The organism is Quadrisphaera granulorum, from assembly GCF_003149145.1.
In the GTDB taxonomy this organism is placed as follows: Bacteria; Actinomycetota; Actinomycetes; order Actinomycetales; family Quadrisphaeraceae; genus Quadrisphaera; species Quadrisphaera granulorum.
Genome location: NZ_QGDQ01000003.1, coordinates 156,832 through 169,273, shown reverse-complemented (window position 1 = coordinate 169,273; position 12,442 = coordinate 156,832). Strand labels below are relative to the sequence as shown.

The 12,442-nt window shown below is 73.2% G+C and carries 14 protein-coding genes and 4 tRNA genes; 16 read left to right on the top strand and 2 right to left on the bottom strand.

Translation table 11 applies throughout. The features are described from left to right. Window positions 1–105 precede the first annotated feature (105 nt). From BXY45_RS04545 to BXY45_RS04520, 6 genes are all read left to right on the top strand, one after another. A tRNA-Tyr gene (locus tag BXY45_RS04545) sits at window positions 106–187 on the top strand. A gap of 59 nt (window positions 188–246) precedes the next feature. After that, window positions 247–322: transfer RNA gene (locus tag BXY45_RS04540), tRNA-Thr, on the top strand. 38 nt (window positions 323–360) lie between these two features. Then, window positions 361–434, top strand: a tRNA-Met gene (locus tag BXY45_RS04535). A 130-nt stretch (window positions 435–564) separates the two neighbouring features. Next, window positions 565–735, top strand: coding sequence for a 50S ribosomal protein L33 (gene rpmG / locus BXY45_RS04530; RefSeq protein ID WP_109773109.1), 171 nt, complete (start codon window positions 565–567; stop codon window positions 733–735). Window positions 736–795: 60 nt separating this feature from the next. Then, entirely contained in the window at window positions 796–1,239 is a 444-nt protein-coding gene (locus tag BXY45_RS04525) for an FAS1-like dehydratase domain-containing protein (RefSeq protein WP_109773108.1), read from the top strand. Then, window positions 1,229–1,687, top strand: coding sequence for a MaoC family dehydratase (locus BXY45_RS04520; protein ID WP_245961647.1), 459 nt, complete (start codon window positions 1,229–1,231; stop codon window positions 1,685–1,687). The genes BXY45_RS04525 and BXY45_RS04520 overlap by 11 nt, the downstream gene beginning before the upstream one ends. Before the next feature lie 79 nt (window positions 1,688–1,766). Here the strand turns inward: BXY45_RS04520 and BXY45_RS04515 are convergent, their stop codons facing one another. After that, window positions 1,767–2,930, bottom strand: a complete 1,164-nt coding sequence (locus BXY45_RS04515; RefSeq protein ID WP_211319223.1) for a LacI family DNA-binding transcriptional regulator — start codon at window positions 2,928–2,930, stop codon at window positions 1,767–1,769. Window positions 2,931–3,007: 77 nt separating this feature from the next. On the opposite strand from BXY45_RS04515, the gene BXY45_RS04510 reads away from it, so the two are divergent. The 3 genes from BXY45_RS04510 to BXY45_RS04500 are packed head-to-tail and all read left to right on the top strand — an operon-like array spanning window position 3,008 to window position 6,725. Beyond that, entirely contained in the window at window positions 3,008–4,342 is a 1,335-nt protein-coding gene (locus BXY45_RS04510; protein ID WP_211319222.1) for an MFS transporter, read from the top strand. Between the two features lie 23 nt (window positions 4,343–4,365). Next, entirely contained in the window at window positions 4,366–5,502 is a 1,137-nt protein-coding gene (locus tag BXY45_RS04505) for a UDP-N-acetylmuramate dehydrogenase (RefSeq protein WP_245961646.1), read from the top strand. 50 nt (window positions 5,503–5,552) lie between these two features. Continuing rightward, window positions 5,553–6,725, top strand: coding sequence for an MFS transporter (locus tag BXY45_RS04500; protein WP_170131307.1), 1,173 nt, complete (start codon window positions 5,553–5,555; stop codon window positions 6,723–6,725). A 22-nt stretch (window positions 6,726–6,747) separates the two neighbouring features. Here BXY45_RS04500 and BXY45_RS04495 read toward each other — a convergent pair whose 3' ends face one another. Next, window positions 6,748–8,007: a pyridoxal phosphate-dependent aminotransferase gene (locus tag BXY45_RS04495; RefSeq protein WP_170131306.1), complete on the bottom strand. Its 1,260-nt coding sequence runs from the start codon at window positions 8,005–8,007 to the stop codon at window positions 6,748–6,750. Window positions 8,008–8,147: 140 nt separating this feature from the next. On the opposite strand from BXY45_RS04495, the gene BXY45_RS04490 reads away from it, so the two are divergent. The 7 genes from BXY45_RS04490 (at window position 8,148) to rplL (ending at window position 12,221) form a co-directional block, all read left to right on the top strand. Beyond that, window positions 8,148–8,220 (top strand) — tRNA-Trp (locus tag BXY45_RS04490). A gap of 92 nt (window positions 8,221–8,312) precedes the next feature. Further along, window positions 8,313–8,567, top strand: a complete 255-nt coding sequence (gene secE, locus BXY45_RS04485) for a preprotein translocase subunit SecE (RefSeq protein WP_109773103.1) — start codon at window positions 8,313–8,315, stop codon at window positions 8,565–8,567. A gap of 62 nt (window positions 8,568–8,629) precedes the next feature. Further along, window positions 8,630–9,436 (top strand): transcription termination/antitermination protein NusG, encoded by an 807-nt coding sequence (gene nusG / locus BXY45_RS04480; protein ID WP_170131305.1) that lies wholly within the window; start codon window positions 8,630–8,632, stop codon window positions 9,434–9,436. Window positions 9,437–9,500: 64 nt separating this feature from the next. Continuing rightward, window positions 9,501–9,932 carry a 50S ribosomal protein L11 gene (gene rplK / locus BXY45_RS04475; protein WP_109773101.1) on the top strand — a complete coding sequence of 144 codons (432 nt, stop codon included), beginning with the start codon at window positions 9,501–9,503 and terminating at the stop codon, window positions 9,930–9,932. Between the two features lie 115 nt (window positions 9,933–10,047). Further along, window positions 10,048–10,770 carry a 50S ribosomal protein L1 gene (gene rplA, locus BXY45_RS04470; protein ID WP_109773100.1) on the top strand — a complete coding sequence of 241 codons (723 nt, stop codon included), beginning with the start codon at window positions 10,048–10,050 and terminating at the stop codon, window positions 10,768–10,770. Between the two features lie 401 nt (window positions 10,771–11,171). Beyond that, window positions 11,172–11,750, top strand: a complete 579-nt coding sequence (rplJ, locus tag BXY45_RS04465; RefSeq protein ID WP_109773099.1) for a 50S ribosomal protein L10 — start codon at window positions 11,172–11,174, stop codon at window positions 11,748–11,750. Between the two features lie 81 nt (window positions 11,751–11,831). After that, a complete protein-coding gene (rplL, locus tag BXY45_RS04460) occupies window positions 11,832–12,221 on the top strand; it encodes a 50S ribosomal protein L7/L12 (RefSeq protein WP_109773098.1) in 390 nt (129 codons plus the stop codon). Window positions 12,222–12,442: the final 221 nt, after the last annotated feature.

Sequence of the window (12,442 nt, the reverse complement as noted above, 5' to 3'; positions counted from 1 at the left end):
CACCTCTCTGGTGCGGTGCTGGTGCCGGGCCTCCGACGGGGGCGCGCCGCCGCGTCGGGGGAGCGCACCGCGCACGGCGGAGGGCTTGCTATCGTAGGCAGCCGCGGCAGGTTGCCCGAGCGGCCAATGGGAGCTGACTGTAAATCAGCCGGCAATGCCTTCGCAGGTTCGAATCCTGCACCTGCCACGCGAGTCCGCGGGTCTGCGCGGCCCCCCGCCAGGGGCCGTGTAGGCTCGCGGTAGCCGGCCCCGATAGCTCAGTCGGCAGAGCGTCTCCATGGTAAGGAGAAGGTCTAGGGTTCGATTCCCTATCGGGGCTCCACGGCTGGTCAGCGGCGCAAGCGGCAGGCCAGCTCCCCTGGCGGGGTAGCTCAGTCGGCGAGAGCGCACGACTCATAATCGTGAGGTCGAGGGTTCGAGTCCCTCTCCCGCTACGCGCTGCACGTCTCCCCTCGTGTGCTGGTTGGTCATCCGTGGCCGCGGCACCGCGTAGACTGCTGCGCCGAACCCGTGCCGCCGCACTCTGTGCGGACGGCTGTCGCAGATGTGAGAGGACGGCCTGCCGTGGCCAGCAAGTCGACCGACGTCCGGCCGAAGATCACCCTCGCTTGCACCGAGTGCAAGGAGCGGAACTACATCACCAAGAAGAACCGGCGTAACGACCCGGACCGCCTGGAGATGAAGAAGTTCTGCCCGCGCGACGGCCGCCACACCACCCACCGCGAGACCCGCTGACCCTGCTGTCGCACGACAGCAGCGACGCGCACACCGTCCCGCTCGACTGACGCGCACGCGGTGCCGAACCCCGCCGACCAGATCGGCCGCACGTGGCCGCCCGGAGACACCTACGAGGTGACCCGGGCGGCCATTGCTGCGTTCGCGGAGGCCACCGGCGCCACCCACCCCGCGTACGTCGACGTCGACGCCGCGCGGGAGCTCGGGTACGCCGACGTCGTCGCCCCGCCCACCTTCCTCGTGGGGTTCGCGCAGTCCAGCGACGCACGCTTCGTGGACGACCCGGCCTCCGGGGTCGACTTCTCCCGTGTCGTGCACGGCGAGCAGCGGTTCACCCACCACCGTCCCGCGGTGGCCGGTGACCGCCTCGTGGCCGCGCTCACCGTCGAGTCCGTGCGTCGGATGGCCGGCAATGACCTCGTGACCACCCGCAACGACATCACCACCGTCGACGGCGAGCCGGTGTGCACGTCCACGTCGATGCTGGTGGTCCGTGGCGAGTGAGCCGGGCGTGAGCGGGGGACTGGGCGTGCCGAAGCTGTCCGAGGTGTCCGTCGGTGACCAGATCGGATCGACGACGATCCACCTCACCCGCGCCGACCTGGTCCGCTACGCCGACGCCAGCGGTGACCAGAACCCGATCCACCAGTCCGACGAGGTCGCGCGATCGGTCGGACTGCCCGGTGTCATCGCCCACGGGATGCTGACGATGGGGGCGGCGGTCCGCGTCGTCGTCGACTGGTGCGGCGATCCGGGCGCCATCGTCGACTACGGCACCCGCTTCACCGGTCAGGTCCCCGTCGACGCCGAGACGGGCGCCGACCTCGAGGTCAGTGCAGTGGTCGGCGCCGTCGACGCCGAGGCCGGCACGGTCCGCGTCGACGTGTCCGCCACCTGCGGCGGCTCCCGCGTGCTCGGCCGCGCCCGCGCCGTCGTCCGCCTCCCCGCCTGAACTCCTCGGCCGACGTTTCGGTCGACGATCCGGTCGACGGTTCAGCCTCAGCTCATGACGGGCTGCCGACGAGCCGGTGTCACGCCAACGGTGCGTCGGCCGTCGTCGTCCCGATCACCAGCTGCACCGGCAGCTGTATCGGTTCCGGGAGCCCACCCGCGAGCAGCTCCGCCACCATCCGCCCGGCTGCCCGCCCCCGCTCAGCCGCCGGCTGATGGACGGTGGTGAGCCGGTCGGCGCCGAGCCAGGGCGTCTCCACACCGTCGTAGCCGGTCACGGACAACTCGCCCGGTACCCGCAGCCCGAGTGCGCGAGCGGTCGTGACCACGCCGACGGCGAGCAGGTCCGACTGCGCGACGACGGCGGTCGGGCGTCGTGCGGCGGGCAGCAGCTCGCCGCGGGCGTCGCAGAGGAGAGCGCGCGCTGCACGCTCGCCCTCCTGGCGGGAGTTGGTCGCGGTCTCCCATGCGGGGAGGGGTCCCGCGCCGTCGCCGCGGAGCACGTCCTCGGTGCCCGCGAGCCGCTCCCAGGCGTCGTTGTACCCGCGCTCCGCACGCCGGGTGCCCTCCAGCCACCCGCTGCGGCGCTGGGGTCCCCAGGGGAGTGCCACGACGGCGACCCGCGTGTGCCCCAGCTCCGCGAGGTGCTGTCCCACCGCGCGGGTGGCGCCGCGGTTGTCGAGGTCGATGAGGTGCACCCCCGCGCGGTAGGGCCCCTCGATGCCGACCACGGGCACCCGCCGGCGCAGCAGGAGGTCGAGGGCCGGGTCGTCGTCGCCGCCGCAGGTGGCGAAGACGACGGCGTCCAGAGGCGTCTGCTCGACGATCGCGAGGCGGGCCGCGTCGTCTTCCACGCCCCCGATGAGCAGCAGTCCCGCGCCCAGCGCGCCGACCTCGTCGGCGAGGGCGTCGAGCTGGACGACGGCGAGCGGATCGGCGAAGGCGTACCCGAGACGATCGCCGACGACGACGCCGACCACGCGCGAGCGGCCGCGCCGCAGCGAGCGCGCCAGCGGGTCCGGCCCGGCGTAGCCGAGCTCGGCGGCGGCGGCCAGCACCCGCGCACGCGTCCCGGGCAGCACGCGGGGGTCGCCGGCGAAGGTCAGGGACGCCGTCGACGTCGACACCCCCGCACGCGCGGCGACCGCCTTCAACGTCGGCTTGGGCGCCGGCGCGCCGGATGCCCCCGCGCCGGGTGCCTTCGCGTCGCCGTGACCTGCGTCGCCTTGACCCGTGTCGCGCACAGGTGCGAGCCTACTCATCGAATCGATTCGATCCGGGGTGTGCGCCGCGAGGCCGAGCCCCCGTCGCTGGAGCACCCGTGGACACCTCCCCCTCCGCCCACCACCGGAGCGCGCCGCCGCGCTCGGCGCCCACTCCGCAGGTCCGCGCCGCGCGCATCGCCGTCTTCGTCGTGTTCGCCCTCAACGGCATCGCCTTCGCCACCTGGGCCTCGCGGTTGCCCACCACCCGCGACGACCTGGGGCTCTCGCAGGCGCAGCTGGGCCTGCTGTTGCTGTGCATCGCGGTGGGCTCCGTGACCGCTCTGCCGACCGCCGGACCGTTGGCCGCGCGGATCGGCACCATGCGCCTCGTGCGGCTGGCCACGGTCGTCGGTCTCGGAGGGCTCGCCTGGGCCTCCTTCTCCGCCTCCGCGCTGCACTCCGTGCCGCTCACCGTGGTCGGCATGGTCCTCATGGGCGTCGGCATCGGAGGCTGGGACGTCGGCATGAACCTCGAGGGCGCGCTCGTCGAACAGCACCTGGGGCGCGCGATCATGCCCGCCTTCCACGCGGGCTTCAGCGGCGGCACCGTGGTCTCGGCGGGCCTGGGCGCAGCGATGGCTTGGGGCGAGGTGCCGGTCTGGGTGCACGCGCTCGGCGTCGTCGCCGTCTCCCTCGTGGTGCTCTGGTGGGCCAGCGGCCGGTTCCTGCCCGAGGCCGCCCCGGAGGGCGCAAACCCCACGACGACGGGCCGAGCCGCGACCAGCGACCGCGGACCCGACCAAGGGGCCACTGCGAGCCCCGCGGCCAGCGCCGTCCCCGCGCCGCTCAGCGCGCTCGGTGCCTGGTGTGAACCGCGCACCCTGCTGATCGGTGTCCTCGTGCTGTCGGCGGCGTTCACCGAGGGCACCGCCAACGACTGGATGGCCATCGCCCTCGTCGACGGCTACGGCGCCTCGGCGGCGGTCGGCGCGCTCGGCTTCGCGGTGTTCCTGTCCGCGATGACCGCCGCCCGCCTCGGCGGCCAGTGGGCGCTCGACAGGTGGGGCCGCGTACCGGTGCTGCGCGTCACTACCGGCCTGGGGGCCGTCGGCGCGCTGCTCGTCGTGTTCGGGGAGTGGCTGCCCCTGGCGCTCGTGGGCGCCGTCCTGTGGGGGGCCGGCGCGGCCCTGGGCTTCCCGGTGGGCATCAGCGCCGCTGCGGACGACCCCCAGCGCGCGGCCGTGCGCGTGAGCGTCGTCACCACCATCGGGTACACCGCGTTCCTCGCCGGACCACCCCTGCTCGGCTTCCTCGGTGAGCACGTGGGCGTCCTCGACGCGCTGCTCGTGGTGGCCCTGGTCGCCGTGCCCTCCCTGCTGGTGAGCCGCGTCGCCAGTCCCACGGCCGGATCCCCGGGACAGCGCCGCGACGAGGCCGCGCGCACCCCCTAGCCCGTTCCGCCTAGCCTGCTGCCGTGACCTCCCCCGCCCCCGTGCAGGGCTCAGCGCAGCATTCCGTGCAGGGCTCGACCCAGGGCTCCCCGCAGAGTCCCGAGCCGGAGCGCGCCCGCCTCGCCGACCTCACCACGCTGCGTGTGGGCGGCCCCGCCGCGCGCACCGTCGTGGCGACCACGCGCCAGCAGGTCATCGAGGCCGTCAGCAGCGCCGACGCCGCGGGCGAGCCGGTGCTCGTCGTGGGTGGCGGCTCGAACCTCGTGGTCGGGGACGACGGCTTCGACGGCACCGTCGTCGTCGTCCGCACCCGTGGGGTCGAGCTCGAGTCGGGAGACTGGTGCGGCGGCGCCTTCCTCCACGTGGATGCGGGGGAGGACTGGGACTCCCTCGTCGCCCGGGCCGTCGCGAACGGCTGGTCGGGCGTGGAGTGCCTCTCCGGTATTCCGGGCACCGTCGGCGCCACACCGGTGCAGAACGTCGGCGCCTACGGCCAGCAGCTGTCCGACGTGCTCGCCAGCGTGCAGACCTGGGACCGCAAGGACGGGCGCCTGCGCACCATCCCGGCCTTCAACTGCAAGCTCCGCTACCGCGACTCGCTCTTCAAGGACGAGCCCGGCCGCTACGTCATCCTCGACGTCGTCCTCCAGCTGCCCATCAACGACCTGGCCGCCCCCGTGAAGTACGCCGAGCTCGCCGCTCAGATGGGCGCCGAGCCGGGGGAGCGCCGCCCGCTGGCCGAGGTGCGCGAGGCGGTGCTGGCGCTGCGGCGCCGTAAGGGCATGGTGCTCGACGCCTCCGACCACGACACCTGGTCGACGGGATCCTTCTTCACCAACCCCCTGCTGACGCCCGCGCAGGCCGCGGCCCTGCCCGAGGACGCCCCCCGCCACCCCGACCCCGCCAGCGGGCTGGTCAAGACCTCGGCCGCCTGGCTCGTCGAGCGCGCCGGCTTCCCGCGAGGCTCCGGTCTCGACGGGGCGCTGCCCTCGTCGTCCCCGGCCACCCTGTCCACCAAGCACACCCTTGCGGTGACCAACCGCGGCTCTGCCAGCGCAGCCGACGTGCTCGGCCTCGCCCGCGCCGTACGCGACGGGGTCCGCGAGCGGTTCGGGGTGGAGCTCGTGCCCGAGCCGGAGCTCGTCGGCTGCGCCCTCTGACGCCGGGAGCCGCCTCCGCGGTCCGTCCCTGGTGGCGCGTCGCCCCTGCGGTGTTCGCCTGCGCGTGGGGCGGCAACCACTTCACGCCGCTGCTCCTGCTCTACCGCCAGGCGGAGGGCTACTCCGCCGTCGTCGTCGACCTGTTCTTCGGGGTCTACGTGCTCGGGCTCGTGCCGGGCTTCCTCCTCGCCGGGCCGCTGTCGGACCTGCTGGGCCGCAAGCGCCCGACCGTCGTCGCGGTGGTGGTCGGCATGGCGGCCAGCGCGGTGCTCGCCGCGGGGGCCGGCGGGGTGGTGCTCATGTGCGCCGGCCGCTTCCTCGCGGGCCTCAGCGTGGCGGCCGCGATGGTGGTGGGTACCTCCTGGGTCAAGGAGCTGTCGGCGCCACCGTTCGAGGACGGCGCCGACCCTGCCCGTCGGGCGCGCCGCGCCGCGCTGACGCTCACCGCCGGCTTCGGGGCCGGGGCCGGGGTCTCCGGGGTCCTTGCCCAGTGGGGGCCCGTGCCCACGGTGCTCCCGTATGCGGTGCAGTCCCTGCTGGCACTGGTGGCTCTGGTGCCGCTGCTCACCGCGCCCGAGACGCGCCCACCGCTCGTCCGCCCGGTCGGCCAGGCGCTCTCGGCGGCGGCGCTGCTCGCCGACCTGCGCATCCCGCCGCGGGCCCGGCGGCGGTTCGTGGGCGTGGTGCTGCCGGCCGCCCCGTGGGTGTTCGGCGCTGCGGCGCTCGCCTACGCCGTGACGCCGGCGCTGGTGGTCGGACGTGTGGGCGGGCTCGCCGTGGCGAACGCGGCGTTGCTGTGCGTGGTGGGGTTGGCGGTAGGGGCGCTCGTGCAGCCCTGGGTGCCGCGCCTGAGCGTGCTCACGGGCGGCAGGCAGCTGCTCGTGGGGCTGGGAGCCGCGGTGGTCGGGACGCTGCTGTGCGCGCTCGTCGCCGCACGGCCCTCGGTGCCGCTGGCGTTGCTGGCCTCCGCGGTGCTCGGCGTGGCGTACGGCGTGGTGCTCGTGGCCGGGCTGGTGGAGGTGCAGGCGGTGGCCACCCCGCGCGACCTCGGTGCGCTCACCGGCTGGTACTACAGCGCCACCTACCTGGGGTTCCTCCTGCCGGAGGCGCTGTCGCTGGCCGCCCCGTTCGCTCTCGCGCCGGTGCTGCTGCTCGGCGTGGCGGCGCTCGCGCTGGTCTCCGCCGGCCTCGCGGCGGCGGGCCTGCGCCGGCCCGCCGCCTGACGGTTGGTCTGTCGGCCCGCCCTCAGCGAGCCTCGCCGAGCACCCGCTGGATGCGGCTGACGCCCTCGACGAGGTCGTCGTCGCCCAGGGCGTAGGACAGCCGCAGGTACCCGGTCGGCCCGAAGGCCTCACCGGGGACGACGGCGACCTCGGCCTCCTCGAGCAGCAGCGTCGCCAGTTCCGCGCTCGTGGTGGGGACACGGCCGCGGATCGTGCGGCCCATCAGCGCCTTCACCGACGGGTAGGCGTAGAAGGCGCCGCGCGGGGTCGGGCAGTCGACCCCGTCGATGGCCGAGAGCATCTCCACCATCGTGCGGCGACGACGGTCGAAGGCCTCCCGCATCTGCGCCACCGCGTCGAGCGGCCCGGTGAGGGCAGCGATCGCCGCGCGCTGGGAGACGTCGGCGACGTTGCTCGTGAGGTGGCTCTGGAGGTTGGTGCCGGCCTTGACGACGTCGCGCGGGCCGATCAGCCACCCCACGCGCCAGCCGGTCATCGCGTACGTCTTGGCGACGCCGTTGAGCACGAGGGTCGTGTCGGCGAGCTCGGGGACGACGACCGGCATCGACGGCGCGGTGGCGCCGTCGTAGAGGAGGTGCTCGTAGATCTCGTCGGTGACCACCCAGACGCCGTGCTCGAGCGCCCACTCGCCGATGGCGCGCACCTGCGCCTCGTCGTAGACGGCGCCGGTCGGGTTGGATGGCGAGCAGAACAGCAGCGCCTTCGTGCGCGGCGTGCGGGCCGCCTCGAGCTGCTCCACGGTGACGAGGTAGTCCTGGTCCTCGCCGGCGAACACCTCGACCGGCACGCCGCCCGCCAGGCGCACGGCCTCGGGGTAGGTGGTCCAGTAGGGGGCCGGGAGGATGACCTCGTCGCCCGGGTCGCACAGCGCGGCGAACGCGGTGTAGACGGCCTGCTTGCCGCCGTTGGTGATGAGCACCTGCTCCGGGGCCACCTCGTAGCCGGAGTCGCGTGCGGTCTTCGCGACCACCGCGGCCTTCATCTCCGGCAGCCCGCCCGCGGGGGTGTACCGGTGGTTCTTCGGGTCGCGGCAGGCCGCGGCCGCCACCTCGACGATGTCGGCGGGAGTGGGGAAGTCGGGCTCGCCCGCGCCGAAGCCGATGACGGGCCGGCCCAGGGCCTTGAGTGCCTTCGCCTTCGCGTCGACGGCGAGCGTGGCCGACTCCGCGATGGCGGCCAGGCGGGCCGAGACCCGTCGCGGCTGGCCTGCGGGGTGACCGGAGGAGGGGGAGGACGGCTGGCTGGAGGCGACGGCACTCACGGAGACGATCCTCTCGCAGCCGGCCGAGCCGGTCACGCCCACCCTCGGCAGTGGGTATGCTTGCAGACCGGTAGTCGCGTGCTGCCTGCGTCCGGGCGTCCGACAGACCCGGATCCAGCACGAGCAGGGCCGGCCACCGAAGGGCAGTGGCGCAATTGGTAGCGCACCGGTCTCCAAAACCGGCGGTTGCGGGTTCGAGTCCCGCCTGCCCTGCGAGGAAGACAGCAAGACCAGCGAGCGAGACACAGCAGCACAGCAGCTAACGCGGAACGCCGGCGCACGCCGGCCGAGGAGGTGCGACCGACGTGACGGACACCCAGCCCGGCAGCGCCTCCGGGGCGACTGCGGCGACGAGCCGTCGCGGAGGTCCCTTCGCGCGGCTGCTCGTGTTCCTGCGCGAGGTGGTCGGCGAGCTCAAGAAGGTGGTCTACCCCACCCGGGACGAGCTCGTGACCTACACCTCGGTGGTGCTGGTCTTCGTCGCCGTCGTCATGACGTACGTGTCCCTGCTGGACCTCGGCTTCGGGCGCCTCGTGTTCTGGGTGCTCGGCGCCGGCTGAGCGCTTCCGCAGCGCGTCCGACCACCAGCAGCACCCGCAGACAGGAAGCAGGCCCTCCCATCGTGTCCCAGCAGTCCTACGACGCCCGCGAGACCTTCGACGCCGACGCCGCCGACGAGACCCTCGAGGTGGACGGCGCCTCGGCGCCCGCGCAGGACGAGGAGCAGGACCACACCGAGCCCGAGGCCGTCACGGACGAGGCCGCCGAGGCAGACTCCACCGACGAGGAGCCCGAGGTGTCGGAAGGCGCCGACGCTCCCGACGAGGACGACGACGTCGACCCCGTCGAGGAGTTCAAGGCGCAGCTGCGCCGCGCCCCGGGCGACTGGTTCGTCATCCACTCGTACGCGGGCTACGAGAACCGCGTGAAGAGCAACCTCGAGAACCGCATCGGCAGCCTCAACATGGAGGACTACATCTTCCAGGTCGAGGTGCCCATGGAAGAGGTCCGTGAGATCAAGAACGGCCAGCCGAAGCTCGTGCGCCGCGTGCGTATCCCGGGCTACGTGCTGGTCCGGATGGACCTCACCAACGAGTCCTGGGGTGCGGTGCGTCACACCCCCGGCGTCACCGGCTTCGTCGGCAACACCCACCAGCCGGTGCCGCTGAGCACCGACGAGGTCTTCTCGATGCTGGCGCCGGCCCTGGAGCCGAAGGAGGGCACCAAGGCCACGGCCAAGGCGGCCCCGGTCACCGAGGTCGACTTCGAGGTCGGCGAGTCGGTCACCGTCATGGAGGGCCCGTTCGAGACGATGCCCGCCACCATCTCGGAGATCAACACCGACCGTCGCACCGTGCAGGTGCTGGTCTCCATCTTCGGCCGGGAGACGCCGGTCGAGCTGTCCTTCGGCCAGGTCGCCAAGATCTGACCGGCTGCCGCACCGCGGCGCTCCGGCACCACGACGCCCCACGTCCACGAGGTAGAGAAGAGCCATGCCCCCCAAGAAGCGGGTCTCCGGACTCATCAAGCTCCAGATCAACGCTGGCGCGGCCACCCCGGCCCCGCCGATCGGCCCCGCGCTGGGCCAGCACGGCGTGAACATCATGGAGTTCTGCAAGGCGTACAACGCCGCCACCGAGTCGCAGCGCGGCAACGTGGTCCCCGTCGAGATCACCGTCTACGAGGACCGTTCGTTCACGTTCATCCTCAAGACCCCGCCGGCTGCGGAGCTCATCAAGAAGGCCGCTGGCGTGGCCAAGGGCTCCCCGACGCCGCACACCACCAAGGTCGCCTCGCTCACGAGCGACCAGGTGCGGGCGATCGCCGAGCAGAAGCTCCAGGACCTCAACGCCAACGACGTCGACGCCGCGATGAAGATCATCGCTGGCACCGCGCGCTCGATGGGCATCACCGTCCAGGGCTGAGCTCGCCCCTGCGTCACCCAGCGTCACCCCGGCAGGGCACTGCCGGCCCAGCACCCCAGCAGTCGTGGGAGGCCCGCAGCGAACCGGGCCGCCTGACCACAGAGAGAAGAGACCCGTGAAGCACAGCAAGGCCTACCGCGCCGCCGCCGAGAAGGTCGACCGCGAGGCGCTCTACAGCCCGCTCGACGCCGTGAAGCTGGCCAAGGACACCTCGGTCACCAAGTACGACGCCACCGTCGAGGTCGCCTTCCGCCTCGGGGTCGACCCCCGCAAGGCCGACCAGATGGTCCGCGGCACCGTCAACCTGCCCCACGGCACCGGCAAGACGGCCCGCGTCCTGGTCTTCGCGGTGGGGCCGCGCGCCGCGGCCGCCGAGGCTGCCGGCGCCGACATCGTCGGCGGTGACGAGCTCATCGAGCGCGTCGCCGGGGGCTTCCTCGACTTCGACGCCGCCGTCGCCACCCCGGACCTCATGGGCAAGGTCGGCCGCCTCGGTCGCGTGCTCGGTCCCCGCGGCCTCATGCCGAACCCCAAGACGGGCACCGTGACGATGGACGTCGCCAAGGCCGTCACGGAGATCAAGGGCGGCAAGATCGAGTTCCGCGTGGACAAGCACTCGAACCTGCACTTCATCATCGGCAAGACCTCCTTCTCCGAGGCCGCGCTGGTGGAGAACTACGCCGCCGCCCTCGACGAGGTGCTCCGTCTCAAGCCGGCCGCCTCCAAGGGCCGCTACATCAGCAAGGCCACCATCGCGACGACGATGGGCCCGGGTATCCCGGTGGACCCGGCCCGCACGCGCAACCTCCTCGAGGACGGCGCGGCCGTCTCGGCCTGACACCGCCTCGCGCCCTCATGGGCGCACGACGGCCCCGCGCTGGCATCTGCTGGCGCGGGGCCGTCGTCGTCCTCGGCTCCCTCCCGAAGGCCCCGGCGTGCTCGCGTGGTCCGGGACACCTGCCGTCGCGTAGTAGGCTTGACCTACCGAAGACCGCCGGTCGCGGCTGCCTGTTCCCAGTCAGTCGCCGAAGGTCCCGCTCTCGCGGGAGTCCAGCGCAGGTGAGCGAGATCCAGCAGCACCCCGACCACGCGTCGGGTCGTGCCGCCTGCGAGCCCCGTGCGCCGAGCGCCGGGGCTCTTGTCGTCTGTGGGCCGGGACCGCCGGCGGCCGGGTCGCGCCACCGGGAGACCGGTGGGTGGCCCGCCGCACGACTGACACGCACCCCCGGAAGGAGGATCGTGCCCACCGCTGAGAAAGAAGCAGCCGTCGCAGAGCTCACCGAGCTCTTCCGCGAGGCGAACGCCGGCGTGCTCACGGAGTACCGCGGCCTGACCGTTGCGCAGCTCAAGCAGCTGCGCCGCGCGATCGGCGACCACGGCAGCTACAACGTTGTCAAGAACACCCTCACGGCCATCGCCGCGAAGAACGCTGGCGTCGACGCGTTCGACGGCCAGCTCGCTGGCCCGACCGCGATCGCGTTCATCACCGGTGACCCGGTGGAGGCCGCCAAGGGCCTGCGCGCGTTCGCCAAGACCAACCCGGCGCTCGTCATCAAGTCGGGCTTCCTCGAGGGCAAGCCGCTCACCGCGGCCGAGGTCTCGGCTCTGGCCGACCTCGAGCCCCGCGAGGTGCTCCTGGCCAAGATGGCCGGCGCCCTCAAGGGCTCCCTCAACCGCGCCGCGTACGTCTTCAACGCGCCGCTGTCGAAGGCCGCCCGCACCGTCGACGCGCTCCGCGCCAAGGTCGAGGCCGGTACCCCGGCCGCGAGCGACGCGCCGGCCGCCGACGAGGCCGCCCCCGCGGCCGACGAGGCCTGACGGCCCCGAGCGAGGGGCCACGTGCCCTCCGCCCTGCACCACCCCAGACACGCACGACCAGACTGAACAAGGAGAGCCACCATGGCCAAGCTGTCCGCTGACGAGCTGCTCGACGCCTTCAAGGAAATGACCCTCATCGAGCTCTCGGACTTCGTGAAGAAGTTCGAGGAGGTCTTCGAGGTCACCGCCGCCGCCCCCGTCGCGATCGCCGCCGGTGGCGCCGCTGGTGGCGCTGCCGCCGCCGAGGAGGTCGAGGAGCAGACCGAGTTCGACGTCATCCTCGAGGCCGCCGGCGACAAGAAGATCCAGGTCATCAAGGAGGTGCGCGCCCTCACGAGCCTCGGCCTGAAGGAGGCCAAGGACCTCGTGGACGGCGCCCCCAAGCCCGTCCTGGAGAAGGTTGCCAAGGACGCCGCCGAGAAGGCCAAGGCGCAGCTCGAGGGCGCTGGCGCCACCGTCTCCGTCAAGTGAGACGGGTCTGGGTCGTCCTCGCGGGCGACCCGGACCACCCCGGTGCCTTCGCGGCGCCATCGCACCACCCTGCGCAGCGGCGCCGGCCCCCTGGGACCGGCGCCGCTGCCGCGTTCCGAGGCGTGACCAGCCCCCGGCGTGAGCCGCCCCACGCCGTGCTGGGGCCCGACGACCGCGCGCCTGCTTGACGGGGGGCAGTGGCGGGGGCATTCTCATCGCCG

What these genes read in the sequence shown, in the direction of transcription:
- rplK (WP_109773101.1), top strand. Translation starts at nt 9,501, where the DNA reads ATGCCCCCCAAGAAGCGGGTCTCCGGACTCATCAAGCTCCAGATCAAC.
- rplL (WP_109773098.1), top strand. Translation starts at nt 11,832, where the DNA reads ATGGCCAAGCTGTCCGCTGACGAGCTGCTCGACGCCTTCAAGGAAATG.